We start from the raw sequence: 23366 nt of genomic DNA, 5'->3' as shown, positions 1-23366 counted from the left end.
GCAGGGCACGAGGGACTCGAACCCCCAACCGCCGGTTTTGGAGACCGGTGCGCTACCAATTGCGCCAGTGCCCTATGTCGTCAACCACACTACCCTGGATGACTTACTGCCTGGACCGAACGCCACATCGACATGCGGCTGCAGGACCTGGCGAAAGTGTACGGAAGATTGCCCGCCACGTCGAACCCAAACCTGATCGCGCAGGTCACATGGCGTGGGGGCACGCGTGGGAGCATGGAGGCATGTCCACCCGACGCCGTGTCTCCACACGGATTTCCGCGATTTCCGAGTCCGCGACCCTCGCCGTGGACGCCAAGGCGAAGGCGATGAAGGCGGCCGGCCGTCCGGTCATCGGCTTCGGCGCGGGCGAGCCCGACTTCCCGACGCCCGACTACATCGTCGAGGCCGCCGTGGCCGCGGCGCGCGAGCCCCGCTTCCACAAGTACACCCCGGCGGGCGGCCTGCCCGAGCTGAAGCAGGCGATCGCCGCCAAGACGCGGCGCGACTCCGGCTACGAGGCCGACGCGTCGCGGGTGCTGGTGACCAACGGCGGCAAGCAGGCCGTCTACGAGGCGTTCGCCACGCTGCTCGACCCGGGCGACGAGGTCCTGGTCGTGGCCCCCTACTGGACGACCTACCCGGAGGCGATCAAGCTGGCCGGGGGCGTCCAGGTCGACGTCGTCACCGACGAGACGACGGGCTACCTGGCGAGCGTCGAGCAGTTGGAGGCGGCCCGCACCGACCGCACGAAGGTCCTGCTGTTCGTCTCGCCGTCCAACCCGACGGGCGCCGTCTACTCGCGCGAGCAGACGGTCGAGATCGGCCGCTGGGCGGCCGAGCACGGCCTGTGGGTGGTCACCGACGAGATCTACGAGCATCTGACGTACGGCGGCGCCGAGTTCACCAGCATCGCCACGGCCGTCCCCGAGCTGGGCGACCAGGTCGTGATCCTCAACGGCGTGGCCAAGACGTACGCGATGACGGGCTGGCGGGTCGGCTGGCTGATCGGGCCGTCCGACGTGGTCAAGGCGGCGACCAACCTGCAGTCGCACGCCACCTCCAACGTCTCCAACGTCTCGCAGATGGCCGCGCTGGCGGCGGTCTCCGGCGACCTGTCCGCGGTGGCGCGGATGCGTGAGGCGTTCGACCGGCGCCGCCAGACGATGGTGCGGATGCTCAACGAGATCCCGGGCGTGTTGTGCCCGGAGCCGAAGGGCGCGTTCTACGCCTACCCGGCGGTCAAGGAGCTCATCGGCAAGGAGCTGCGCGGGCGCCGCCCGGGGTCGTCGGCCGAGCTGGCCGAGCTGATCCTGGAGGAGGCGGAGGTGGCGGTGGTGCCCGGCGAGGCGTTCGGCACCCCCGGCTACTTCCGCCTGTCGTACGCGCTGGGCGACGACGACCTGGTGGAGGGCGTCAGCCGCCTCGCCAAGCTGCTGACCGAGGCCCACTGACCGCGTCGCCCGGCAACGCGCGGGGCGATCACGGCGACGTCCGCAACGAGGGGGGTTACCCGGTCGCCTCGTCGGCGATGCGGTCGATCTCCGTGGACAGGCCGGGGGTCGCGGCGACGTAGACGGCGGTGCCGGGGCGCTCCAGCCACATGAAGTTGTGCAGGTCGCCCCGGGTCTCCCAGCTCAGCGCGGGCTTGCCGTGGTGCATGCCGAGCGTGGCCCGGTCGACGAGGGTGGCGAACTCCTCGGCGGTCCTGACCCCGCAGACGACGCCGACGTGCAGCCGCTCGGCGCCCCGGCTCCAGGTCTCGCCCCTGACCTTCAGCTTCCGGGTGAGGGATCTGACGTGCCGGAACGTACCGGATCTCGTGGTGCCGACGGGCATGGCGGCGACGCCGACGGGTGCGGAGCCGCACGACAGCGTGGGGCCCGTCACGGCGGCGACCGGGCTGGGCCGGCCGATCTGCGGCGCGGGGGCGGACGGGCCGCACGCGGCAAGGCTCAGTGTCAGGAGCACCGTCGCCAGGCGCCGCATCACCACTCCAGGGCCGGAACGCGGGAAGAAGGACCCTAGTCTCCTACAACAGCCGTGCTGACACGGCAAGTCGCGGCCCGGTCCGGTGGCAAAATATGGCGATGGCAAGGTCCCTGCTCTCGCTGCCCAAGGCCCATCTGCATCTCCACTTCACCGGCTCCATGCGCCACTCGACCCTGATCGAGCTGGCCAGGGAGCAGGGCCTGCACCTGCCCGACGCGCTGGAGCAGGACTGGCCGCCCCGGTTGCGGGCGACCGACGAGCGCGGCTGGTTCCGGTTCCAGCGGCTGTACGACATCGCCAGGTCGGTGCTGCGGCGGCCGGAGCACGTCTACCGGCTGCTGCGCGAGACCGCCGAGGACGAGACGGCGGCCGGGTCGCGGTGGCTGGAGATCCAGGTCGACCCGTCGGGCTACCAGCAGATGTTCGGCGGCCTGACGGCCACGCTGGAGCTGGTGCTGGACGCGGCCGAGCAGGCTTCGCGGGCCACGGGCACCGGCCTCGCGGTGGTGGTGGCCGCCAACCGCACCAGGCATCCCCTCGACGCCAACACGCTCGCCCGGCTGGCCGCCCAGTACGTCGGCAAGGGCGTGGTCGGGTTCGGCCTGTCCAACGACGAGCGGCGCGGCCAGGCCCGCGACTTCGACCGGGCGTTCCGCATCGCCAAGCGGGCCGGGCTGCTGGCCGTGCCGCACGGCGGGGAGCTGCTGGGGCCGCGGAGCGTGGCGCAGTGCGTCGACGACCTCGACGCCGACCGGGTCGGCCACGGCGTGCGCGCGGCCGAGGACCGGTGGCTGATGGAGCGGCTGGCCGAGCGGCAGATCTGCTGCGAGGTGTGCCCGACCTCCAACGTGGGGCTGGGGGTGGCCGAGCGGGCGGCGGACGTGCCGCTGCGCAGGCTGTTCGAGGCGGGGGTGCCGGTCGCGCTCGGCTCCGACGACCCGCTGCTGTTCGGGGCCCGGCTGCTGCGTCAGTACGAGCTGGCCAGGGAGGTGTACGGGTTCACCGACGCGGAGATCGCCGAGCTGGCGCGCCAGTCGATCAGGTCGTCGGCCGCGCCCGAGCCGGTCCGCAAGGAGCTGATCAAGGGCGTCGACGACTGGCTGGCCTCACCGGAGTGAGCCGGCCAGCTCGGCCGCCCGCGCCATCGACGGGGCGCCCTCCAGCCGGTGGCCGACGTCGCCCGACTGCCAGATGAGGGTGGGCCCGGCCTGGCGCAGCGGCACCTCCCCGCCCCCCTCGCGGGTGATGTAGCCGAGGGGGTGCGAGCCCGGCAGCCAGAAGCCGGTGACGCCGTCGACCTCGACCTCGTCGGGGAACGGCGGGCCGAGCCGCTTGAAGAAGAACGGGTCCATCCGGCCGTCGAACTGGTCCAGCCGGATGCCGTCCGGCCAGAACATCGACACCACCCGGCCGCCGTCGGCGACCGTCACGCGTTCCGGCTCGCCCAGCGCGGCCAGGGTCCTGACCGGGAACGCGACCTGCCCGGCGACCTCGTCCAGCGGCACCTCCCGCTCCCCCGGCAGCGGCGCCGGCGTGGGCACCGGAGCCGGGGTGTCGCCGCCGAGCCGCAGCTCGATCCCGGCGTAACGGAGGATCGCGGTCACCGCCTGCCTGCCCTGCGGGGTGGCCGCCGTGACGGCGACCAGGGCGACCACCGCCACCGCGACGATCCGCCACCGCCGCCGCCGCTTGACCGGCCGCGGGGCTTCCAGCCTGGTCCGCACAGCCGCCGCCACCTGCTCGGGCGGCGGGGCCGGCACGTCGAGGGAGCCGGCCAGGGCGCGCAACTCGGCCTCGATGTCGTCGAAGCGCTCATCCGAGCTCATGCCCTGCCTCCTCCCTGAGCCTGGCCAGGCCGCGGTGCGTCCTGGACTTGACGGTGCCGACCGGCCAGCCGAGCACCTGGGCGGTCTCGGCCTCGGACAGCTGTAAGAAGTACCGGCAGACGACGGCTCTGCGTTCCCGCTCGGGCAGCGCCCTGACCGCCTCCAGCAGCCGGGCCCGCCGGTCCGTGGCCACGGCCGTGCCCTCGGGGTCGTCGGGGGCCTTCGCCTCGGCCGTGGCGCTCAGCCGTACCGTCAGCTCCGACCTGCGGCCGCGCGCCCGCGTCAGGTTGTGCGTCTCGTTGGCCACGATACGCAGCAGCCACGGGCGGAAACCCGCGTCGCGGCGGAACGTCCTGAGATGCCGGAACGCCTTGACGAACGCCTCCTGCACCACGTCCTCGGCCTCGTCTCGGGCGCCGAACAGGACCGCGGTGCGGTGCGCGAGCGCGCTGTAACGGGCGACCAGCACCTCGTAGGCGGTCAGGTCGCCCTCCAGCGAGCGGGCGATGGCCTCGTCGTCATCCATGGGCGTGACTGATTCCACCGCATTCGTGGCGGGTACGGAAGAGTGTTCCGTGACCTTCGGCGCGGGGCGGGCACTAGACTCTGGCCCATTCCCGCGAACCCGTAAGGATCGGCGACTATGTCCTCTGGTTATGACCGTGTAGTCCAACCGGCAGCCGGTGACGAGGCCCTGGAGAACCACCTCGGCGGTGACGAGGCCAGAAACTACCGCAAGTACGAGTTCGACATGGTCGCCCCCCACGTCGGCCGGTCCCTGCTGGAGATCGGCTCCGGGCTCGGCCACTTCGCCGAGCAGTTCCTGCCGCGGCTCGACCGGCTGGTCGTCAGCGACTTCGACCCCTACTGCGTCGAGCAGCTCAAGAAGCGCTTCGCCGACCGCGACGACATCGACGTGCTGCAGTTCGCCCTGCCGACCGAGATCCCGCTCAAGGACAAGGTCGACACCGTGGTCATGATGAACGTCCTGGAGCACATCGAGGACGACGCCGAAGCGCTGCGCTCGCTGGCGCGCGTCACCCTCCCGGGCGGGCGGATCGTCATCTGGGTGCCGGGCTACATGCAGCTGTACGGCGACTTCGACCGCAAGGTCGGCCACGTGCAGCGCTACACGCCCAAGACGCTGGCCGCCACCGTGGGCAAGGCGGGGCTGGACATCGAGGTGCTCAAGCCGATCAACTTCCTGGGCGGCATCGCCTGGTGGGCGGCGGTGCGCCGGGGTGGGGTGGGTTACCCGGACCCGCGGCTGGTCAAGATCTACGACCGCACGGTGGTGCCGATGACGCGGCTCATCGAGCGCTTCATCCGGCCGCCGTTCGGGCAGACGGTCTTCTGCGTGGCCCGCGTCCCCGGCTGACCGTTCCTCATCTCCTCAGTGCGGGTGCTGGTTCTACGGCGGATGTTCGCCGGGCTGATTGCTCCGTGCGAACCATGCCCGGCCGCGTGACATGGGCCTCGCAGTAGACGCGCTCCGCGCGAAATCCAGCTCGGGCTGCGCTGTGCGGGGGCAAGCCCCCGCGCCCCCCCGGGCGAGGGAGCTACCGCCCCCTCGCGCTCCCCGGTCCCTGCCCATGCGGCGCCCGGGTGTCCCCATAGCTGATCAGGACGACGGTGGCATGGGTCCACCTGGTTGATCGGGACCCCAGGGGATCCCAAGGCCGACAGCCGTGGCCTGATCTCCGGAGCGGCTCGACGGCCCGATGGTCGCCGTCCAGCGCCCGCGCCGCAGCTCGATCCCGCCATCTGGGCGTATCAACACTTTCGCGCCATGGAACGGCAGCAAGCCGTGCCGAATCCAGTGATCGCGCACCTCGTCCAGATAGTCCCACAGGCGGCGCGGCCCGCTCTGGTGAACGATGACCTCCCCGGCGCGCTCTTCGGCCCGCGCCCACGATCCGTCCGGATGCACCATGATCGCGATCCGGATGCCGTTCTCCCGCGTGTGATGGTGCGTGATGCCTGGCGCGATGATCTCCAGCATGGTCCGTACGTCCCAGGCCTCGACCACGTCCGGCACCACCGGATACCGGCCGCGCTCGACCCGCTCGCCCTCCTCGACGCGGGCCCGGTCCAGGAGCGCGTGCTCGGCCTGCGGATAGTCGGCGCCCGTCCGCGTACCCATGAACATGGCCTGGTCGCGCTCGATCCGGCCGGTCGCGGTGCCGTCCGGCTTCTTCTCGGCCGTGAGGATGACCCCCATGCCGGAGATCGTGGTGGCCAGCCGTCCGCCGGTGTGCAGAGCTGCCAGCCAGGACGGCGGGATCGGCCGTACCGACACCGTGGCGACGATCCGGTCCCACTGCCCGTCCAGCGGGCGCGTCGCGTCCCCGGCGATCAGCCGCGGCTCGTACCCGGCTTCCCCGAGCCGCCGCCGTGCCGCTCCGACGAGGTACGGGTCCACGTCGATCGCCGTCACCCGCTCGTCGCCGAGCCGAGCGCACAGTACGGCGGTGCCGTATCCGCTGCCGGCGCCCACGTCCAGGACGGTGCACGAGTCGTCGATCGAGGCATGCCTGAACATCTGGGCGACCAGCCCGGGAAGGGTGGACGACGAGGTGGGGCGGCCTGACGCGCGGGCGCCCGGATCGGCATGGTCAGCGTGCAGCGGCCCGATCCGTGTCACCAGTGTGGCGTTCGTGTAGGCCGCCGTCAGCCACTGTCCGAGGTCAGAGGCGCCATCCCGCCGCGCCCACCCGCCTTCCACCGGTTCCCACCAGTTAGGCACGAACGTGTGCCGGGGCGTGCGAGCGACCGGCGCCCGCCAGCGGGACCCGGGCGGCGTCGCGATGGCGGCCAGTGCTTCGGCCCGCTCTTTCCAGTCCATGAGAGCCCTTCAGCGGCCGGCTCGCAGGAAGCCCGTGGCCTTGTCCGGATCGTAGATCGTTTCCGCGGGGGCGCAGTCGTTGCCGTCGCTGTCAGGGTTGCACGCCGTGGCGGTGCGCCGACGCGGAACCTTCGCACACAGCTCTCGCCATTTCCTCCCGACCAGGATGTCGGCCAGCGGAGTGGTGCGCACGTTTCCAGCCGACGGCAGGAACCGCGACAGAACGCACAGACGGACGTCACCGCCGCAGGAGACGGCCGCACGGCCATCGCCGCAGCGTCCGCACAGCTCGCGTACGGTCGGCTGGGCGGCCCGGTGCTCGGCGGCGCGGCCGACACCCCTCATCCGATCCACCCTGACACGGGTGACACCCAGCCGCTCCAACTCGGTGCGCGCCTGCTCGACGCGTTGCCCGTCGCCAAGGTCGATGATTCCCGCTCTGAGTGGGATACCGCGCCGCAGTGCCTCGCTGATCGCGGCACGGGTGCGTCGGTGGCTCCCCAGCCTGCCCGTGATCCTGTCGTGCTGGATCGGTGTGTCGCTGTAGTAGGAAGTGGCCAGCTCCACGCCTGGGCGGGTGAGCAGGTCCCAGAGCGGCTCCGTGATGTGCAGGAGATTCGAGAACACCTCCACCTTCAGGCCCCGGTCCAGCGCGTGCGTCAGCAGAAGGGCGAAGTCGGGCTGCAGGGTCGGCTCGCCGCCGATGAGTTGGACGTGTGAGACTCCGGCGGCGGGAGCGTCGTCGAGAAGCCGTTTCCAATCCGGGAGTGTCATCTCCCCGTGACCATCCGTGGGGGCGGAGAGGGCATAGCAGTGCGTGCAGCTGAGCTGGCAGCGGTTGGTGAGCTCCAGTTCGAGGAATCGGATGGGCGCCTGTGCCGGCGACCAAGCGGTTTCGATCGCGAGTTCAGCGGTCATCATCTGCTTTCTTCGTCCGGGGGCGACTGGCTGACGTCGGAGAGGGTGACGTCGGTGCTGTGGAGATCGAGGCAGCACCGGCACCCATGCGGCTCCTAACTTTCTGTAGCCTGTTGACTCCAGTTTGCAGTTTTATGGCGTGTGCGGAAAGCCCATCGAGGGTCACTGTTAAGGGACAGGCGGGTCACCCTGGGCACATCAACATCCGGGAGTACGCCGTGGTTGCCCGTGCGTACGGTCATGACGTCACCCGATGAGCGAGAAACTGCGGGACATCCGGCTCCGCATGACATGCATGGCCGCCAAGGTTGCTGCCGAGAACCCGGCACGCGAGGACGAGGTGGCGCTACGACTGGCCTTTCTCTGCGGAGAGTACGGACCGCGCCCGTGAAAGTGGATATCGGCGCCGTAGTCCGCGGTCACAGCATGCGGGGCAACCGCACGACATGGGCCTCGCAGTAGACGCGCTCCGCGCGAAATCCAGCTCGGGCTGCGCTGTGCGGGGGCAAGCCCCCGCGCCCCAGGTCAAAGGCATGGCCTTCACCATGGGCGGCGCTCCGCGCCGATCAGCTCAGACGTGTTGTACGGGGGCAAGCCCCCGCTCCCCCGGGCGAGAGGGCTACCGCCCCCTCGCGCTCCCCGGTCCCTGCCCACGCGGCGCGCGGGAATCCCCATAGCTGACCAGAAAGACGGTGGCATTGGTTCACCGGGTTGATCGGAACCCCAGGGGACCCCAAGTCCGTGGACAGGTGTGCAGGCATGGCCGACAGCCGTGACCTGATCCCCGGCGCAGCTCATCGGCTCAACGGCCCGATAGTCGCCGTCCAGCGCCCGCGCCGCAGCTCGATCCCACCATCTGGCCGTATCGGCCGCACATGGCGACGAGATGTGGTTGACCTCAACCGCAGTTGAGATTGCACGATGGCCGCCGAGGCCTGCCTCGTATGCGATTTGAGGAGTGCGTCCGTGAGCGCGGATTCTGCTTTCTATTCGATCATCGACTACACCGTTGACGGCGTCGACACACAGCGCGAGCTGGTGGAGGCCTTCGCCGAGATCCAGGAGCGGTGGGTGCGTTTCCATCCCGGATACCGCTCGGCCCGCTTCCATGTGAGCACCGACGGCACACGCGTGTACAACATCGTGCACTGGGCGAGCGAGGCGGACTACCGCCACTTCGTGGAGACCTCCGATACCGAGGGCCGGATGGCCGCCATCGGCAAGGCGCTGGAGAGCCTGTCCGGCAGGGCCGAACCACGCATGACCGGAGTCCCTACCTACACCGTCGTCCGCGAGATCGGTCCCGGCCCTCAGCGCTTGGACCCGTGATCGCGCCCGGCAGCTCGCGGCCATGCCTGCCGACACTGCGAACCCCATCTCATCAGTAACGATCGATTGCGCAGGTCATTCATGAAGCTTGAGATTTACGCCGATGTGTTGTGCCCGTGGTGCTACATCGGCAAGAGACGCCTGACGGCCGCGCTGGCGCAGCACTCCGGCCGCGCTCGCGTCGAGGTCGCCTGGCGCAGCTACGAGCTGGCGCCGGAGGCGGAGCGCACCCCCGGCCCGACCGCCGCCGAGGCGATGGCCGAGTGGTGGGGCGAGCAGGCGCCCGCCCGCGTCGAGCACATCCGGTCGCTGGGCGCGGCCGAGGGCCTGGAGCTGAACCTGCATCTGGCTCGCCCGGTGAACACCTTCGACGCGCACCGGCTGGTCAAGCTGGCCACCGACCGCGGCCGCGCCGACGAGATGATGGAACTGCTGCTGCACGCCTACCACACCGAGGGCCTGAACGTCGCCGATGTGCAGGTCCTGCGTCGCCTTGGTGACCAGGCCGGGCTCGATGGCGATGAGGTGCGGGCCGTCCTGGCCGGCGACGGCTACGCCGACGAGGTCCGCGCCGACCGGCGCCGCGCGGCCGAACACGGCGTCACCGGCGTGCCCAGCCTGGTGGTCGACGGCCGACCGCCGGTCCCCGGCGTCCAGCCTGTCGCTGATCTGTACCGGTTCCTGGAGCATGGTCTCGCGGCCCTTGACTGGTCCGGCTGATCGGCGATCCGAGCGCCCAATCTGCCCTTGTCCCGCGCTCCGGCGGATCTCTGCAATGGAGAGCGCTGAGCTGGGCCGCACGGGACAAGGCGCTGAACTGGGCAGGGACCGTGAGCCGCTGAACCGGGCCCCACGGGACAGAGCGCCGAACTGGGCAAGGACCGGGAGCCGCTGGGCCGCACAGGACAGGGCGCTGAGCTGGGCAAGGATCGTGAGCCGCTGAACCGGGCCCCACGGGACAGAGCGCCGAACTGGGCAAGGACCGGGAGCCGCTGGGCCGCACAGGACAGGGCGCTGAGCTGGGCAAGGATCGTGAGCCGCTGAACCGGGCCCCACGGGACAGAGCGCCGAACTGGGCAAGGACCGGGAGCCGCTGGCCCGCACAGGACAGGGCGCTGAGCTGGGCAGGGACCGGGGAGCGCGAGGGGGCGGTAGCCCTCTCGCCCGGGGGCGCGGGGGCTTGCCCCCGCACAACATGCCTGAGCTGATCGGCGCGAAGCGCCACCCACCGCGAAGACCACGCCCTTGACCCAAGGACGCGAGGGCTCGCCCCCGCGCAACACAGCCCGAGCTGGGATCGCGCGGAGCGCGTCTGCCGCGAGGGCCATGCAGTTGGGCCAGGCCCCGGCTGAGGACCCCCTAGGGAGGGTCCTCAGCCGGACGTCACTTGATGGACCCCGCCGTCAACCCGCCGACCACCTTCCGCTCGATCAACGCGAACAGGATGATCACCGGGATGGTGGCGATGACCGACCCGGCGAACAGGTTCTGCCAGTCGACCTGGTACTGGCCGATGAACGAGTTGAGCGCCACCGTCAGAGGCTGGTTCTCCGGGGTGGTGGTCAGGGTCAGGGCGACGACGAACTCGTTCCAGGCCGCTATGAACGTGAAGATCAGCGCGGTGATCACCCCGGGCATGGCCAGCGGGAGCGTGATGCGGAACAGCGCGCCGAACCGGCCGTTGCCGTCAATGAACGCGGCCTCCTCCAGCTCGCGCGGGATCGAGGAGAAGTACGCGTTCAGGATCCACACCGCGAACGCGAGGTTGAACCCGCCGTTGACCAGGATCAGCGACCAGATCGAGTCGACCAGCCCGAGCTGGGAGAACTCGCGGTAGATGCCCACGAGCATGGCCGTCGGCTGGAACATCTGGGTGATCAGCACGAGGATCAGGAAGAACGTCCGCCCCCTGAAGTTGTGCCGGGCGGAGTAGTAGGCGGCCGGCAGCGCCACCAGGAGCACCAGGACGGTGGAGCCGGCGGCCACCTGGAGGGTGACGACGAGGTTGCCCGCGAGGCCGCTGCTCCAGAAGTTGACCAGGTTGGCCCATTCCCACTGCGTGGGCAGGATGGTGGCGTCGCGCAGCGTCTCCTGGGGACGCAGCGAGGTCAGCAGCATCACCAGGTACGGGAACAGGAAGATGAACGCGACCACGTAGGCGACGGCCGCGGTCACCGTGGTCTTGAGTCTGGGCATGGCGCGGTGCCCGACGGGCGCGGGCCGGCGGCGGGCAGGGCGGGCGGGCGCCTTCGGCGCGGTCTCGACTGCCATCACGCCACCGCCCTGTTCCAGCGCGAGATCTTGAGGAAGACCGCGGTGATCACCAGCACCATTCCGAAGTTGACGACCGACATGGCGGCGGACTCGCCGATGTCGGAGCTCTTGAGGATGAACATGAAGATGGTCGAGGTGGCCGTCGAGTATCCGGGCTGGCCGTGCGTCATCGCCCAGATGATCGGGAAGCTGTTGAAGACGTTCATCATGTTGATCAGCACGGCGACGGTCAGCGCGGGCCGGAGCAGCGGCAGGGTGATCGACCAGTAGGTGCGCGGCCGGGAGGCGCCGTCCATCTTGGCTGCCTCGTACACGTCACCGGGGATGGTGGCGAGGCCCGCGAGCAGCGCGTACGTGGTGAAGGGGACGGACACGAACACCGCGACGAACACCAGCCACGGCATGGCGGTGGAGGCGTCGCCGAGCTGGTCGGCGGAGGCTCCGCCGAGCGCGTCGATGAGCCCGAGTCTGAGCCTGATCTGGTTGATGACGCCGACCTCCGGGTCGAGCATCCACCGGAAGACGATGGCGGTCATCAGCACGGACGCGGCCCAGGGCGCGATCAGCGCCCAGCGGGCGACCTTGCGGCCGGGGAAGCGCTGGTTGAACAGCTGGGCGAGAGCGAGCGAGATCACCACGGTGAGGACGACGACGGCCACCACCCAGACCACGCTGCGGACCATGATGTCCGCGAAGTCCTTCTCGGCGAACAGCTTGTCGTAGTTGTCGAAGCCGTTCCAGCCTCGGACCACGCCGACCCGGCTGATCTCCAGGAACGAGGACCGGATCATCTCGACGACGGGCCAGAGCACGACGACGGCGATCAGCACCACCGCGGGCCCGATCCAGGCCAGCGGCTCCAGGGCGCGCAACCTTCTCATAAGTTCCTCCGTGGAGGTACGGCCGGCGCCTCAGGTGAGACGCCGGCCGTACGGGCCCCCGTCGTTCAGCCGGCCTCGGCGGTCTTCTGGAGTTCGCCGAGGACCGCGGCGGGGTCGTCCTTGACGGCGCCGCCGATGGTCTGCTTGATCGCCGGGTTCAGCTCGGCCCACTTCTCGTCCTGGAACGGGTAGAAGCTGGCGTTGGGCAGCGCGTCCAGGAACGGCTTGAGCTTCTCGTCGCCCGACAGCTTCTCGATGCCGCCGTTGGTGACGGGCAGCAGCTTGTACGTCTCGCTGATCTTCTCAGCGGCGGAGCCGGTGTAGAAGAAGTCGAAGAACTTCTTGATCTCCTCGGCGCGGCCGTTCTTGTTGAACGCCATGATCCAGTCCATGACGCCGAGGGTGGTGTCGAGCGGGCCGGTCTTGCCGGGGATGGGCGCGACGCCGTAGTTCTTCAGGCCGGCCGCGTCGAAGATCGGGATGGACATGGGTCCGCCGTTGACCATGCCGACCTTGCCGGCGCCGAAGTCCTCCCAGACCGTCTTGCGGTCCTTGGTGCCGGGGTTGGGGGTGGTGAGTCCGGCGTCGACGAGGCCCTTGACGTAGGTGAAGGTCTCGACGTTCTGCGGCGAGTTGATCGCCCACTTGCCGGCGTCGTCCTTGTAGCCGCCGCCGTTGCCGAGCATCCACAGGAACGACTCGGCCTGCGCCTCCTCCTGGCCGAGCGGGAGGCCGAACGGCTGGCTGACGCCGGAGGCCTTGAGCTTCTCGGCCGCGGCCTTGAGCTCGTCCCAGGTCTTGGGCGCCTCGGCGACGCCGGCCTTCTCGAACAGGTCCTTGTTGTAGAACAGGGCGCGGGCGGATGACACGAACGGGATGCCGTAGGCCGTGCCGTCGACCTTGCCGAACTCGGCGAACTTCTGCAGCATGTCGCCGGACACCTCGGGCGACAGGACCTCGTCGACCTTGTGGAGCAGGCCGTCGGCGACGAATCCGGAGTAGTCGCCGGTCTGCAGGATGTCGGGCACCTGACCGTTCTGGATCATGGTGGCGACCTGCTTGTCGATGTCGTTCCAGTTGATGACCTGGACGTCGACCTTGATGTTCGGGTTGGCCGCCTGGAACTCGTCGACCACGCCCTTCCAGAAGTTCTCTCCGGAGTTGGGCTTGCCGGGGCCGTCGCCGTAGTCGGCGGCGACCATCTTCAGCGTGACCTGGCCGCCGTCGGCCGCCTGGTCGCCGCCGCCTTCCGACGCGCCGGAGCCACAGCTGGACAGGACCAGCACGGTAGCCAGGCCGAGAGCGGCGCCGCCCACAAGTCTCATTCTCACCGTAAGTACCGCCTTCTCATCGGACAGGTCGTGCTGGTCCGTACCAGCTGCCAGACCCTGCCCAGGGGTATGGGGCCGCGAGCGTCACGGCCCCACGCGTTTGCGCAAGCGTAAGCCGGGGTTCGCCTGGCGGTCTATACCGGTAAATTGCAGAACGGCAACAGTAAGGGGAAGGGTTCTCCACTTGCGGTCTAGACCACTTGTCAGCGAATCTTCCTGCGGACGTTCTCGCCACCCTCCGGCCGGCCGATCCACGGTCCTTCGATGGACGGGTCGAGGATGCCCTCCTCCAGGAAGGAGTAACGGCCGTCGAGCACGTATCGGGCCAGCCGCACGTCGTGGTCGTCACTGTTGTCCCAGAGCCTGTCGAACAGCGTGTCCACCCGCCGCCTGGCCTGCCGGCAGAACGTGTCGGCCAGTTCCAGCGGCCGGCGTCCGAGGTCGCCCTCGTCCTCGGCGGCCTTGACGCAGGCCGCGGTCATGGCGAACAGCTCGGCGCCGATGTCGACGATCCGGCCGAGGAACGCCTGCTTGTGCTCCAGCCTCCCCTGCCAGCGGGACATGCCGTAGAAGGTGGACCTGGCCAGCTTGCGGCTGGTCCGCTCCACGAAGCGCAGGTGCGTGGCCAGCGGCCCGAACTCCGAGAAGGCGGTCGGCAGGTGCCCCGCCCCGGTGACCAGGGACGGCAGCCAGCGGGCGTAGAAGCGGCCGGCCCGCTTGAGCGCCTGGGCGCGCTCCTGCCGTGAGGAGTCCGGGTTGATCAGCTCGCCGGCGGCGGTCAGGTGGGCGTCGACCGCCTCACGGGTGATGAGCAGCCGCATGATCTCGGACGAGCCCTCGAAGATGCGGTTGATCCGGGTGTCGCGCAGCATCTGCTCGGCCGGGACGCCGCGCTCGCCGCGCGCCGCGAGCGACTCGGCGGTCTCGTAGCCGCGCCCGCCCCTGATCTGGACCAGTTCGTCGAGCGCCTGGTAGGACATCTCGGTCGCGTACAGCTTGGCCAGCGCCGCCTCGATGCGGATGTCGCTGCCCTCGCCGTCGGCCAGCCTGGCGGTCAGGTCGGAGACGGCTTCCAGGGCGTACGCGGTCGCGGCGATGAAGGCGATCTTCGTGGCGACGGCCTCGTGCTCGCCTACCTTGCGGCCCCACTGGACGCGGGCGTTCGCCCACTCGCGGGCGATCTTCACGGCCCACTTGGCGTGCCCTGCGCAGCTGGCGGGCAGCGACAGCCGGCCGGTGTTGAGCGTGGTCAGGGCGATCTTCAGCCCTTCACCCTCACGTCCGATCAGGTTCTTCGCCGGGACCCTGACCTGCGAGAACTCCGTGACCCCGTTCTCGATGCCGCGCAACCCCATGAACGCGTTGCGCCGCCTGACCGTGATGCCCGGCGAGTCGCCCTCGACCACGAAGGCGCTGATCTTCTTCCCCGTACGGGCCATCACCACGAGCAGGTCGGCGACCACGCCGTTCGTGGTCCACAGCTTGACCCCGTCGAGCACGTACGCGTCGCCGTCACGCACCGCGGTGGTCGACAGCCGGGCCGGGTCGGAGCCCACGTCGGGCTCGGTGAGCAGGAACGCGGAGATCTCGCCCCGCGCGCACCGGGGCAGGAACTCGCGCTTCTGCTCCTCGCTGCCGAACAGCTTCAGCGGCTGCGGCACCCCGATCGACTGGTGCGCCGACAGCAGCGTGGCCAGCGCCGGGCAGTACGAGCCGACCAGCATGAGCGCGCGGCAGTAGTACAAGTACGGCAGGCCGAGCCCGCCGTACTCCTCACCGATCGTGATCCCGAAGGCTCCCAGCCCGGCCAGGCCCTTGACGACCTCGTCCGGGATGACCCCGTCCCGCTCGATCCGGGCGGGATCCACGTGCGCGTCGAGATAGCGGCGGACGGCCCGGACGAACTCCTCGCCGCGTTTGGCCGCCTCGTCGGGCACGGACGGCACCGGATGCACCAGATCCAGCCGGAGATCTCCGAGGAACAGTTGCTTGGCGAAGCTCGGGCGGGTCCACTCTTGCTCGCGGGCCTGCTCGCCGAGCTCCCTTGCCTTGGCGTACTCGCTCATGGCATCCTCCCGCCGACAGTACGCCGAATCGACTCAGCGAGAAAGCGGCCGGCGCGGGAGCTCGACGACCAGGACGGTCGCGAGCAGGCCCAGCGTCGCGGGCACCAGCAGGTAGAAGCCGCAAAAGGCGAGCGACACAGCCGACAGGGCGGTGGCCGCGACTGCGATGGCGCGCTGCCTTCCGGCGGGCAGCAGCCGTACGGCGGCGGCCACCCCGACGGTGGTGACCGCGGCGAGGCAGGCGGCGGTGGCCCGCATGAGCACGTCCAGGTCGCCCGCGAGGAACAGCACCGGCACGCTCAGCGCGGCCAGCAGCGCCAGGCTGCGCAGCGGCGTCCGGCCGGGCTCACCTCCGCTGGCGAACCAGCCGGGCAGCGCGCCGGTCCTCGCCATGGCGGCGCCGAGCCGGGAGGCGCCGGCGATGTAGGTGTTGATGGCGCCGAAGGTGAGCAGCACCGCGACGGCGCCGGTCACCGGCCGGGCCCCCGGGCCGAAGCCGATCTCCAGGAGCGCGGCGAGCGGCACCGCCGTGGTGCCGGCCCGGTCGCCGAGCACGCCGATCGTGGTCAGGCAGACGCCCAGATAGAGCACGATGATCACTACCAGCGCCACGGCCGTGGCCCGCACCAGGCCGCGCCGGTCGGCGAACTCGGCTGACAGGTGGCTGGCCGCCTCCCAGCCGACGAAGGCGAACAGCAGCACCCCGGCCGCGCTCGCCACGCCCGCGGCACCGTACGGGGCGAACGGGGTGAAGGAGGTCGCCTCCGCGTGCGGCGCGGCGGTGACGACGGCGGCGGCGAGCAGCGCGACCAGCCCGCCGAGCAGGGCGAGCTGCAGCCGCCCCGAGGTGCGCAGCCCCGCCGCGTTGGCCAGGAACGCGGCGGCCAGCAGCGCGGCGGCGGCGGCCATCCGGTCGACCCCGAAGGCGTCGGCCACGTACCCACCGCCGACCAGCGCCGCGGCCACGGTGCCCAGCGGGACCGCACCGTAGAACCACCATCCGGTCATCGCCGCCCATCTCGGGCCGAAGGTGCGCGCGGCGAACGCGGCCACGCCGCCGCCGTCGGGGTGGCGCGCGCCGAGCGCGGCGAAGGTCAGCGCGACCGGCACGCTCAGCGCCAGCAGTCCCGCCCAGGCCAGCACCGACGCCGGCCCGGCCGCGGCGGCGGCGAGCTGGGGCAGCACGAGCATGCCCGGTCCCAGCACGCCGCCGAGGAGCATCGCGGTGCCCTGTCCGGCACCCATTCGCCCATTCATGCCGACAGACGCTACGCATCCGATCGGCACTCTCGGCGTTCCACCGACCGAACGTTCGATTCCGCTGCCAGAATCCCGTCATGGACGAACTTGATACGGCGATCGTAGGACTCCTTCAAACGGATGCGCGGCTTTCCAACCGCGAACTCTCCCGCCGCCTCGGCGTCGCCCCCTCCACGTGCCTGGAGCGGGTACGCGCGCTCACCCGCCGCGGTGTGATCCGCGGCTACCACGCCGACATCGACCCCGCGGCGCTCAACCGGAGCGTGCAGGCCATGGTCATGGTGCAGGTCCGCCCGCTGAGCCGGGAGGTGATCGACACCTTCAAGCAGTCCACGGCCGCGCTGCCGGAGGTGCTGAGCGTGTTCGTGCTGGCCGGCGGCGACGACTTCCTGCTGCACGTGGCCGTCCAGGACCTCGACCACCTGCACAACTTCCTGCTCGACCGGCTGAGCAAGCGGCGCGAGATCTCCGGTTTCCGCACCTCGGTGATCTTTCAGCAGGTGCGCGACCCGGCCCCCGCCCGGCTGCCTGACCCGGCCTAGCCGCACACGGTGCCCGGCGCGGGGAGGCGCAGGCTGATCAGGTAGCGGTTCACGTGGGCGATGACGCAGGAGTCGCCGCTCTTGTAGAGGCCGTGGCCGTACCCCTGACGCTGGACCGCGGCCGAGCCGGGCACCCGCCGTACGATGTCCGCCGACCCGTCGAAGTCCGTCAAGGAGCCGACGCCCAGGTAGGGCGGCAGTTCCCCGGCGGGCAGCGGCGCGGACCGGTTGGTCGCCGGGGCCGGCCAGCCGACGCAGGCGAGCGGGTGCCAGAGTTCGTTCCCCGCGAGGTTCGGCAGCAGGCGCTCGCCCTCCCGGCGCATCTCCTGATACTCCTCGTAGTCGCGGAAGCCGAGGCCGTCGAGGCAGTGGGTCATGTTCATCCCGGTGAACGCGGGGACCTTCGGGCTTTTCGTGCTCCGCCGGACGTAGTCGGCGAAGCCCGAGGCGTCACCGCCGGCGGCCCGCTTGATCGCGTCGGCGAGCTCCACCCATCGGGGGAACTCGGGATCCGGACCCGGTGAGACGATGCTGGGGGCGGCGGCCACCTGGAAGTCGAACCCGCTGTAGGCGGCCCGCGGCGGCTCACCCTTGACCGGCACAGGGACCCGGTCGGCCCGGGCCACCAGCGCCCGCCAGACCTCGCCGACGTCCTCGCCGTGCAGCGCGCACGTGGTGCTCGCCGCGCACCAGGCGGCGAAGCGGGTGAAGGACTCCTCATGCGGGAGCCTGCCGCGCACGCGGTCCAGGTACGGGCTGACCGAGCCGTCGAAGACCATCGCGCGCACCCGGCCGGGGAAGAGCCGGGAGTAGGCGATCCCCGGTACGCCGCCGTAGGAGGTGGCGATGAAGCTCAGCTTCTCCTCGCCCAGCGCGACGCGGATCGCCTCCATGTCCCGCGCCACGGAGGCCGAGTCCAGGTGGTCGAAGAACTCGGGGTCGGCGGCGCGGCATCGCTCCGCCGCCGCCCGGTTGCGCCTGCCCAGCTCGGCGTACTCCTCACGGGTGTCCGGCCGGGTGATCCAGGGGCCGGTGATGAGGCAGTCGTACGGCAGCACGCCCTTGTCGACGGTGTTGCGGGGCTCGACGCTGACCACGTCGAAACGGTCGCGCAGCTCGGCGAAGCTGCCCGCGCTCCTGCTCAGGTCCGCCACGCCCGAGCCGCCAGGCCCGCCGGGGATCGCAAACACCGTGCCCGTCCGGCGCTGGGCCCCGGTCGCCGGCAGCAGGCCGACGGTCAGCTCGATCTGCCGCCCGGCGGGCTCCGCCCAGTCCACCGGCACCTTGATCGAGGCGCAGCGCATCTCCTTGTGAAGGTTCTCGTCCGCGCAGTCCGCCCAGGCCGCCGCCGACGGGCCGGCGCCCGGCGGACCGGCCACGGCGGCGGGTGCCGCCGAGACGAGCACGGTCATGGCCGCACCGATCGCCAGCGCTCTGACCCGGCCCCGTCCTGGCGAGATCACCATGGCCCCCGCCGTCAGCGCGGCGACCACGTACGCGACCAGCAGCCCCGCCGCGACGGCGGGCGGCAGGACCCCGCCGCCGACCCCCGCGATCTGGAGCGGCAGGCTCTCGATCATGAACGAGCCGGCCTGCGCGCGCAGCGGCATGGGCAGCGTCCTGGCCGCCGTCGGCAGCACCACGATGATCACGGTCATGACGACCAGCGCGCCCGGGGTGGAGCGGACGGCGGCCCCCACGCCGAGCCCGATCAGCGCGACGGCGGCCATCGACAGTCCGGCGACGATCACCGAGGCGAGCACGCCCGGCTCCGACAGCGGCGTGCCCAGCGTCACCCCGTCGCGGAGCACCTGCCCGGCCCGGTCTCCGAGCACCGCCATGGCGGCCGCGTGCATGGCGAACGCCAGCGCCTGACCCGCCACCAGCGCGACCACGGCCAGGCCGGGCGCCTTGGCCAGCAGGAACATCGAGCGGCGCGGCACGGCCGCCAAGCTCGTCCGGATCATCCCGGTGCGGTACTCGGAGGTGATCGCCAGGGCGCCGAGCACGCCGAACACGAAGTAGGCGACCGCGATCCCGTTGCCGACGCCGTCGCCGTTTCCGGGGAAGGTCATCCTCTCTTCCATCGTCTGGTCGTCGAACCCGCGGCCGATCATGAACGCGATCCCGGCGCAGGCCAGGACGGCCGCCACCGAACAGGCCAGCAGGTAGAGGTTCGAGCGGAGCGAGCGGAGCTTCATCCACTCAGAAGCGATCACGTCGATCATCGGTCAGCGTCCTCCGGAGTGGTACTCGGTGCTGTCCTCGGTGAGCCGCATGAACGCCTCCTCCAGGGACGCGCCGCGCGGAGACAGCTCCGCCAGCGGGATCCCCTCGGCCAGCGCCAGCACGCCGATCTCGGCCGCGTCCAGGTCGTGGACGGACAGTGCGCCGTCGTCCTCGGTCACCACTTCCGCCCCCTGCGCGCGCATGACGGCGGTGAGGCGCTCCGGGTCGGGCGTGCGGACCAGCACGTCGCCACGGAAGAGCCCGGCCAGGGTGTTCATGGCGGTGTCCGCTATCAGTCGGCCCCGCCCGATGACGACGACGTGGTCGGCGGTGAGCGCCATCTCGTTCATCAGATGGCTCGACAGCAGGACGGTACGGCCCTCGCCCGCCAGCGACCGCAGCAGGTCGCGCAGCCAGCGGATGCCCTCCGGGTCCAGCCCGTTCAGCGGCTCGTCGAACATCAGCACCGGCGGATCGCCGAGCAGCGCCGCCGCGATCCCCAGCCGCTGCTTCATGCCCAGGGAGAACCCGCTGATCCGCCGGTCCGCGACCCCGGCCAGACCGGCCTGCTCCAGCACCCCGGTCACCCGTCCGGCGCCGATGCCGTTGCTGCGCGCCAGACAGCCGAGATGGGCGCGGGCGGTCCGGCCGCCGTGCACCGCCCCGGCGTCGAGCAGCGCCCCCATGGTGCGCAGAGGCCGGCGCAGCGACACGTACGCGCGCCCGTCCACCAGCGCCTCGCCCGCGTCGGGCGGCTCCAGCCCCAGCACGGCCCGCATGGTCGTGGACTTGCCCGCCCCGTTCGGGCCCAGGAAGCCGGTCACCAGGCCGGGTCTCACCGTGAAGGTCAGGTCGTCGACGGCTGGCGTTCTGCCGTACCGGATAGTCAGGCCCCTCACTTCGATCACATCGCTCCCTCGTACGTGAATTCAGACGTGATCGAGCCTGGTGGCCGGAAAGCCCGTCCTCCATGGGCGCCCGCCCACCGGAGCGGGTGGAGAATCCCCACCTTCGCCGGTGGGGCCGGCCCTACCGTCACAGACCGACGCACAGGGCAGACTGCAACCGTGACCCGGACACGACCCACGCCCGGCGACGCCCTGCGCAAGCCCGCCGGCGTGCCGTCGGCCCAGGCCCGGAACACGGCGGCCGGGCCGGCGGCCCAAGCCCTGACCACGGCCCGACCGGCGGCCCAAGCCCTGAAGACGGCCGGACTAGCGGCTCAAGCCCTGAAGACGGCGGCCGGCCTGGCGGCCAAGGCTCTGAGGACGGCGGCCGGGCTGGTGGACCTCGCGCTCAACGCCGTCACCGGGCTGGCCGCGCTCGCGCTGCTCGCGCTGGTCACGGTGAGCGCCGCGCTGGAGCCGGTGGCCGGCCCCCGAGCCGCGCCGCTGGCCCGCTCGCTCGGGCCCGCCCACCGCCTGGCCGCTTTCCAGCACCGCTGGGCGGGCCGGGTCCTACCCCGCGACGGGGACACGGACAGCAGGAACCGCGAAGCGGACCGCAGGGACCGCGACGCAAACGGCAGGGACCGCGACGCAAACGCCACGAACCGCGACCCGAACGCCAGAGACGGCGACGCGGACCGCAGGGACCGCGACGCGAACGCCAGGGGCGGTGTCCGGCGTTACCGCGGTGTCGGGGCCTCGCGTCCGGCCGCCCCGCACGGCTCGCGGCGGACGCTGCTGTGGCTGGCCGTGCACAGCGTCACGGGCCCGGCACCCCTTGCGGTGATGTGGGCGATGCTGGCCGCTCTGGACCACGTCTTCTTCAGGCTGCGCCCGATGGAGAACAGCAGCCTGAGCACGTTCGCCCTGTCCATGTCGGTCGCGTCCATCGCGGTGATCATCCTCATCTCCGTCCCCCTGTTCCGCACCGGTCAGGCGCGCCTGGCGCGGCTGCTCCTGGACGCCCGCCCGGCGCCGGACGCCAGGATCCGGGAGCTGGCCGCGTCCCGCGCCGCGGTGCTGGACGCGCGTGAGGCCGAGGTGCGCCGCATCGAGCGCGATCTGCACGACGGCGCCCAGGCCAAGCTGATCGCCATCCGCATGCACCTGGCGCTGGCCCGCGGCTGCCGCGACCCCGACGAGCTGCACCGGGCGATCGACGAGGCGCGGGAGGCCGCCGGGGAGGCCCTGACGGACCTGCGCGACCTGGTGCGCGGCATCCATCCCCCGGTGCTGGCCGACCGCGGCCTGGCCGGGGCCATCGAGGCGTCCGCGCTGCTCTGTCCCATGCCGGTCGAGCTCCACCTGGACCTGCCCGGCCGGCTGCCGCCGCCCGTCGAGTCCGCCGTGTACTTCGCCGCCGCCGAAGCCCTGACCAACGCGACCAAGCACAGCGGCGCCTCCCACGCCTGGGTACGGCTCCGCCACGTGGCCGGCGTGCTGCGCGTGGGCGTGGGCGACAACGGTCACGGCGGAGCCCGCCTGGACCGGGGCACCGGCCTGCGCGGCATCGAGAACCGCCTGTCCGCCTTCGACGGCTCGCTCACCGTGAGCAGCCCTCCCGGCGGCCCCACCGAACTGACCATGGAGCTTCCGTGCGCGTTGTCATCGCCGAAGATCTCGCACTGCTGAGGGACGGCCTGGTCCGCCTGCTGACGGCCCACGGCTGCACCGTGGTGGAGGCCGTCGGCAACGCTCCCATGCTGCTGCGGGCTCTGGTGCGGCACCGCCCGGACGTGGCCGTGGTCGACGTGCGCCTGCCGCCCGGCTTCACCGACGAAGGCCTGCGCACCGCTCTTGAGGCACGCCGCCGGGTGCCGGGGCTGCCCGTGCTGATCCTGTCCCAGTACGTCGAGCAGCTCTACGCCAGGGAGCTGCTGTCCGACCGCTCCGGCGGGGTGGGCTACCTGTTGAAGGACCGGGTGGGCGACGTCGACCGATTCGTGGACGCCGTCCGCCAGGTCGCGGGCGGCGGCACCGCGATGGACCCGGAGGTCGTCTCCCAGTTCCTGACCCACCGGGGCCGGGACGAGCCGCTGGCCACGCTGACGCGACGGGAGCGCGAGGTTCTCGCGCTGATGGCGGAGGGCATGTCCAACCTGGCGATCGCGGCCCGCTTCCAGGTGACCGACAAGGCGATCGGCAAGCACACCAACAACATCTTCGCCAAGCTCGGCCTGCCTCCGTCCGACGACCACAACCGGCGGGTCATGGCGGTCCTGGCCTACCTTCAGGCCACCCCGGGATCATTGCCGTCCGGGGGCTCCTGACGGCCACGCGATGTACTCCGGCGGCACCCGCTCGGCCAGCCACACCCCGTTGGCGCTGACCCGGAACTCGTGTCCGGCCTCGTGCATCGCCCCCGCGTCCACCGGCAGCACCACCGGCCGGCCGCGGCGGGCGCCCACCCGGGTGGCGGTCTCGCGGTCGGCCGACAGGTGCACGTGGTGGCGGTCCATCGGCAGCAGCCCCCGCTCCCTGATCGCGTCCAGGTTCCGCGCCACCGTGCCGTGATAGAGGTACGCGGGCGGCACGGTCACCGGAAGGCCGAGGTCGACGGTGACGGAGTGGCCCTGGTTGGCGCGGATCCGGTCGCCGTCCAGGGCGTAGCGCCGCTTGTCGTTGTCCCGTACCACCCGTTCCAGCTCCTCGCGGCCGATCGGGAAGCCGTGCGCCGCGGCGGCCCGCAGGAAGGTCTCGACGTCCACCCAGCCCTGCTCGTCGAGCGCGATGCCGATGCGCTCGGGCTGGTGACGCAGGTGCTTGGCCACGTACTTGGAGACGCGTACGAGTCGCCGCTCGTCCATGGGCACCCCCGTCGATAAATCGGTTGTGCCGCACCTTACGGGACATCTACCTTCGAGTCATGCGCCTTTACCAGTAATGCGCCGGGGCCGTCGAACGGCCCGGCCCACGAAGCCGATCCCTG

At 71.2% G+C, this 23366-nt stretch carries 22 protein-coding genes and 1 tRNA gene; 9 read left to right on the top strand and 14 right to left on the bottom strand.

Annotated elements, in window-relative coordinates:
• Position 1 precedes the first annotated feature (1 nt).
• Positions 2-74: transfer RNA gene (locus FR742_RS42175), tRNA-Trp, on the bottom strand.
• A gap of 168 nt (positions 75-242) precedes the next feature.
• On the opposite strand from FR742_RS42175, the gene FR742_RS42170 reads away from it, so the two are divergent.
• A complete protein-coding gene (locus FR742_RS42170) occupies positions 243-1451 on the top strand; it encodes a pyridoxal phosphate-dependent aminotransferase (RefSeq protein WP_148036765.1) in 1209 nt (402 codons plus the stop codon).
• Between the two features lie 55 nt (positions 1452-1506).
• On the opposite strand, the gene FR742_RS42165 is transcribed toward FR742_RS42170, so the two are convergent.
• On the bottom strand, positions 1507-1986 hold the full coding sequence (locus tag FR742_RS42165; RefSeq protein ID WP_148036764.1) for a hypothetical protein: 480 nt from the start codon (positions 1984-1986) through the stop codon (positions 1507-1509).
• Positions 1987-2081: 95 nt separating this feature from the next.
• On the opposite strand from FR742_RS42165, the gene FR742_RS42160 reads away from it, so the two are divergent.
• Positions 2082-3107 (top strand): adenosine deaminase, encoded by a 1026-nt coding sequence (locus FR742_RS42160; RefSeq protein ID WP_378525274.1) that lies wholly within the window; start codon positions 2082-2084, stop codon positions 3105-3107.
• Here the strand turns inward: FR742_RS42160 and FR742_RS42155 are convergent.
• Positions 3096-3815, bottom strand: a complete 720-nt coding sequence (locus FR742_RS42155; protein ID WP_148036762.1) for a hypothetical protein — start codon at positions 3813-3815, stop codon at positions 3096-3098. The two genes, FR742_RS42160 and FR742_RS42155, sit on opposite strands and share 12 nt — an antisense overlap.
• Positions 3802-4341 (bottom strand): RNA polymerase sigma factor, encoded by a 540-nt coding sequence (locus FR742_RS42150; protein WP_148036761.1) that lies wholly within the window; start codon positions 4339-4341, stop codon positions 3802-3804. The genes FR742_RS42155 and FR742_RS42150 overlap by 14 nt, the downstream gene beginning before the upstream one ends.
• A 117-nt stretch (positions 4342-4458) precedes the next feature.
• Here FR742_RS42150 and FR742_RS42145 point away from each other — a divergent pair, with 117 nt between their 5' ends.
• Entirely contained in the window at positions 4459-5193 is a 735-nt protein-coding gene (locus FR742_RS42145) for a methyltransferase domain-containing protein (RefSeq protein ID WP_148036760.1), read from the top strand.
• Positions 5194-5436: 243 nt separating this feature from the next.
• On the opposite strand, the gene FR742_RS42140 is transcribed toward FR742_RS42145, so the two are convergent.
• Both FR742_RS42140 and FR742_RS42135 read right to left on the bottom strand, forming a co-directional pair.
• Positions 5437-6660, bottom strand: coding sequence for a methyltransferase domain-containing protein (locus FR742_RS42140; RefSeq protein ID WP_148036759.1), 1224 nt, complete (start codon positions 6658-6660; stop codon positions 5437-5439).
• A gap of 9 nt (positions 6661-6669) precedes the next feature.
• Positions 6670-7581: a radical SAM/SPASM domain-containing protein gene (locus FR742_RS42135; RefSeq protein WP_222709295.1), complete on the bottom strand. Its 912-nt coding sequence runs from the start codon at positions 7579-7581 to the stop codon at positions 6670-6672.
• Between the two features lie 250 nt (positions 7582-7831).
• Between FR742_RS42135 and FR742_RS44975 the strand changes: the two genes are divergently transcribed.
• The 3 genes from FR742_RS44975 (at position 7832) to FR742_RS42125 (ending at position 9627) form a co-directional block, all read left to right on the top strand.
• Positions 7832-7969, top strand: coding sequence for a hypothetical protein (locus tag FR742_RS44975; protein ID WP_187281613.1), 138 nt, complete (start codon positions 7832-7834; stop codon positions 7967-7969).
• A gap of 575 nt (positions 7970-8544) precedes the next feature.
• Positions 8545-8907 carry an antibiotic biosynthesis monooxygenase gene (locus FR742_RS42130; protein WP_148036758.1) on the top strand — a complete coding sequence of 121 codons (363 nt, stop codon included), beginning with the start codon at positions 8545-8547 and terminating at the stop codon, positions 8905-8907.
• Positions 8908-8988: 81 nt separating this feature from the next.
• The gene (locus FR742_RS42125; RefSeq protein ID WP_148036757.1) at positions 8989-9627 is read left to right on the top strand and encodes a DsbA family protein; all 639 of its coding nucleotides are present in this window, start codon (positions 8989-8991) and stop codon (positions 9625-9627) included.
• A gap of 663 nt (positions 9628-10290) precedes the next feature.
• On the opposite strand, the gene FR742_RS42120 is transcribed toward FR742_RS42125, so the two are convergent.
• The 5 genes from FR742_RS42120 to FR742_RS42100 form a co-directional block, all read right to left on the bottom strand.
• On the bottom strand, positions 10291-11178 hold the full coding sequence (locus tag FR742_RS42120) for a carbohydrate ABC transporter permease (RefSeq protein ID WP_148036756.1): 888 nt from the start codon (positions 11176-11178) through the stop codon (positions 10291-10293).
• Positions 11178-12062 carry a carbohydrate ABC transporter permease gene (locus FR742_RS42115; protein ID WP_148036755.1) on the bottom strand — a complete coding sequence of 295 codons (885 nt, stop codon included), beginning with the start codon at positions 12060-12062 and terminating at the stop codon, positions 11178-11180. The genes FR742_RS42120 and FR742_RS42115 overlap by 1 nt, the downstream gene beginning before the upstream one ends.
• Before the next feature lie 65 nt (positions 12063-12127).
• The gene (locus FR742_RS42110) at positions 12128-13387 is read right to left on the bottom strand and encodes an extracellular solute-binding protein (protein WP_148036754.1); all 1260 of its coding nucleotides are present in this window, start codon (positions 13385-13387) and stop codon (positions 12128-12130) included.
• A 209-nt stretch (positions 13388-13596) separates the two neighbouring features.
• Positions 13597-15459 (bottom strand): acyl-CoA dehydrogenase family protein, encoded by a 1863-nt coding sequence (locus tag FR742_RS42105; protein WP_148036753.1) that lies wholly within the window; start codon positions 15457-15459, stop codon positions 13597-13599.
• A 33-nt stretch (positions 15460-15492) separates the two neighbouring features.
• The gene (locus FR742_RS42100) at positions 15493-16704 is read right to left on the bottom strand and encodes an APC family permease (RefSeq protein ID WP_222709294.1); all 1212 of its coding nucleotides are present in this window, start codon (positions 16702-16704) and stop codon (positions 15493-15495) included.
• 92 nt (positions 16705-16796) lie between these two features.
• Here FR742_RS42100 and FR742_RS42095 point away from each other — a divergent pair, with 92 nt between their 5' ends.
• Positions 16797-17261, top strand: coding sequence for an Lrp/AsnC family transcriptional regulator (locus tag FR742_RS42095; RefSeq protein ID WP_148036751.1), 465 nt, complete (start codon positions 16797-16799; stop codon positions 17259-17261).
• Here FR742_RS42095 and FR742_RS42090 read toward each other — a convergent pair.
• Both FR742_RS42090 and FR742_RS42085 read right to left on the bottom strand, forming a co-directional pair.
• A complete protein-coding gene (locus tag FR742_RS42090) occupies positions 17258-19489 on the bottom strand; it encodes an alpha/beta fold hydrolase (RefSeq protein ID WP_187281612.1) in 2232 nt (743 codons plus the stop codon). The genes FR742_RS42095 and FR742_RS42090 overlap by 4 nt on opposite strands.
• Before the next feature lie 3 nt (positions 19490-19492).
• Positions 19493-20398, bottom strand: a complete 906-nt coding sequence (locus FR742_RS42085) for an ATP-binding cassette domain-containing protein (protein WP_148036750.1) — start codon at positions 20396-20398, stop codon at positions 19493-19495.
• 159 nt (positions 20399-20557) lie between these two features.
• On the opposite strand from FR742_RS42085, the gene FR742_RS46310 reads away from it, so the two are divergent.
• Together FR742_RS46310 and FR742_RS42075 are read left to right on the top strand one after the other, a co-directional pair.
• Complete coding sequence (locus FR742_RS46310; protein WP_261809066.1) at positions 20558-22069, top strand: sensor histidine kinase; 1512 nt, start codon at positions 20558-20560, stop codon at positions 22067-22069.
• On the top strand, positions 22033-22707 hold the full coding sequence (locus tag FR742_RS42075) for a response regulator transcription factor (RefSeq protein ID WP_148036749.1): 675 nt from the start codon (positions 22033-22035) through the stop codon (positions 22705-22707). Before FR742_RS46310 ends, FR742_RS42075 begins: the two co-directional genes overlap by 37 nt.
• Here the strand turns inward: FR742_RS42075 and FR742_RS42070 are convergent.
• Positions 22684-23244 carry an RNA 2'-phosphotransferase gene (locus tag FR742_RS42070; RefSeq protein ID WP_148036748.1) on the bottom strand — a complete coding sequence of 187 codons (561 nt, stop codon included), beginning with the start codon at positions 23242-23244 and terminating at the stop codon, positions 22684-22686. The two genes, FR742_RS42075 and FR742_RS42070, sit on opposite strands and share 24 nt — an antisense overlap.
• Positions 23245-23366 lie beyond the last annotated feature (122 nt).

Source organism: Nonomuraea sp. C10 (assembly GCF_008017515.1).
GTDB lineage: Bacteria > Actinomycetota > Actinomycetes > Streptosporangiales > Streptosporangiaceae > Nonomuraea > Nonomuraea ferruginea.
The sequence above is the reverse complement of the archived record's forward strand: the minus strand, read 5'-3'. Positions and strand labels throughout refer to the sequence as shown.

What these genes read in the sequence shown, in the direction of transcription:
- FR742_RS42170 (WP_148036765.1), top strand. Translation starts at nt 243, where the DNA reads ATGTCCACCCGACGCCGTGTCTCCACACGGATTTCCGCGATTTCCGAG.
- FR742_RS42165 (WP_148036764.1), bottom strand. Translation starts at nt 1,986, where the DNA reads ATGCGGCGCCTGGCGACGGTGCTCCTGACACTGAGCCTTGCCGCGTGC.
- FR742_RS42160 (WP_378525274.1), top strand. Translation starts at nt 2,082, where the DNA reads ATGGCGATGGCAAGGTCCCTGCTCTCGCTGCCCAAGGCCCATCTGCAT.
- FR742_RS42155 (WP_148036762.1), bottom strand. Translation starts at nt 3,815, where the DNA reads ATGAGCTCGGATGAGCGCTTCGACGACATCGAGGCCGAGTTGCGCGCC.
- FR742_RS42150 (WP_148036761.1), bottom strand. Translation starts at nt 4,341, where the DNA reads ATGGATGACGACGAGGCCATCGCCCGCTCGCTGGAGGGCGACCTGACC.
- FR742_RS42145 (WP_148036760.1), top strand. Translation starts at nt 4,459, where the DNA reads ATGTCCTCTGGTTATGACCGTGTAGTCCAACCGGCAGCCGGTGACGAG.
- FR742_RS42140 (WP_148036759.1), bottom strand. Translation starts at nt 6,660, where the DNA reads ATGGACTGGAAAGAGCGGGCCGAAGCACTGGCCGCCATCGCGACGCCG.
- FR742_RS42135 (WP_222709295.1), bottom strand. Translation starts at nt 7,581, where the DNA reads ATGATGACCGCTGAACTCGCGATCGAAACCGCTTGGTCGCCGGCACAG.
- FR742_RS44975 (WP_187281613.1), top strand. Translation starts at nt 7,832, where the DNA reads ATGAGCGAGAAACTGCGGGACATCCGGCTCCGCATGACATGCATGGCC.
- FR742_RS42125 (WP_148036757.1), top strand. Translation starts at nt 8,989, where the DNA reads ATGAAGCTTGAGATTTACGCCGATGTGTTGTGCCCGTGGTGCTACATC.
- FR742_RS42120 (WP_148036756.1), bottom strand. Translation starts at nt 11,178, where the DNA reads ATGGCAGTCGAGACCGCGCCGAAGGCGCCCGCCCGCCCTGCCCGCCGC.
- FR742_RS42115 (WP_148036755.1), bottom strand. Translation starts at nt 12,062, where the DNA reads ATGAGAAGGTTGCGCGCCCTGGAGCCGCTGGCCTGGATCGGGCCCGCG.
- FR742_RS42110 (WP_148036754.1), bottom strand. Translation starts at nt 13,387, where the DNA reads ATGAGACTTGTGGGCGGCGCCGCTCTCGGCCTGGCTACCGTGCTGGTC.
- FR742_RS42105 (WP_148036753.1), bottom strand. Translation starts at nt 15,459, where the DNA reads ATGAGCGAGTACGCCAAGGCAAGGGAGCTCGGCGAGCAGGCCCGCGAG.
- FR742_RS42100 (WP_222709294.1), bottom strand. Translation starts at nt 16,704, where the DNA reads ATGGGTGCCGGACAGGGCACCGCGATGCTCCTCGGCGGCGTGCTGGGA.
- FR742_RS42095 (WP_148036751.1), top strand. Translation starts at nt 16,797, where the DNA reads ATGGACGAACTTGATACGGCGATCGTAGGACTCCTTCAAACGGATGCG.
- FR742_RS42090 (WP_187281612.1), bottom strand. Translation starts at nt 19,489, where the DNA reads ATGATCGACGTGATCGCTTCTGAGTGGATGAAGCTCCGCTCGCTCCGC.
- FR742_RS42070 (WP_148036748.1), bottom strand. Translation starts at nt 23,244, where the DNA reads ATGGACGAGCGGCGACTCGTACGCGTCTCCAAGTACGTGGCCAAGCAC.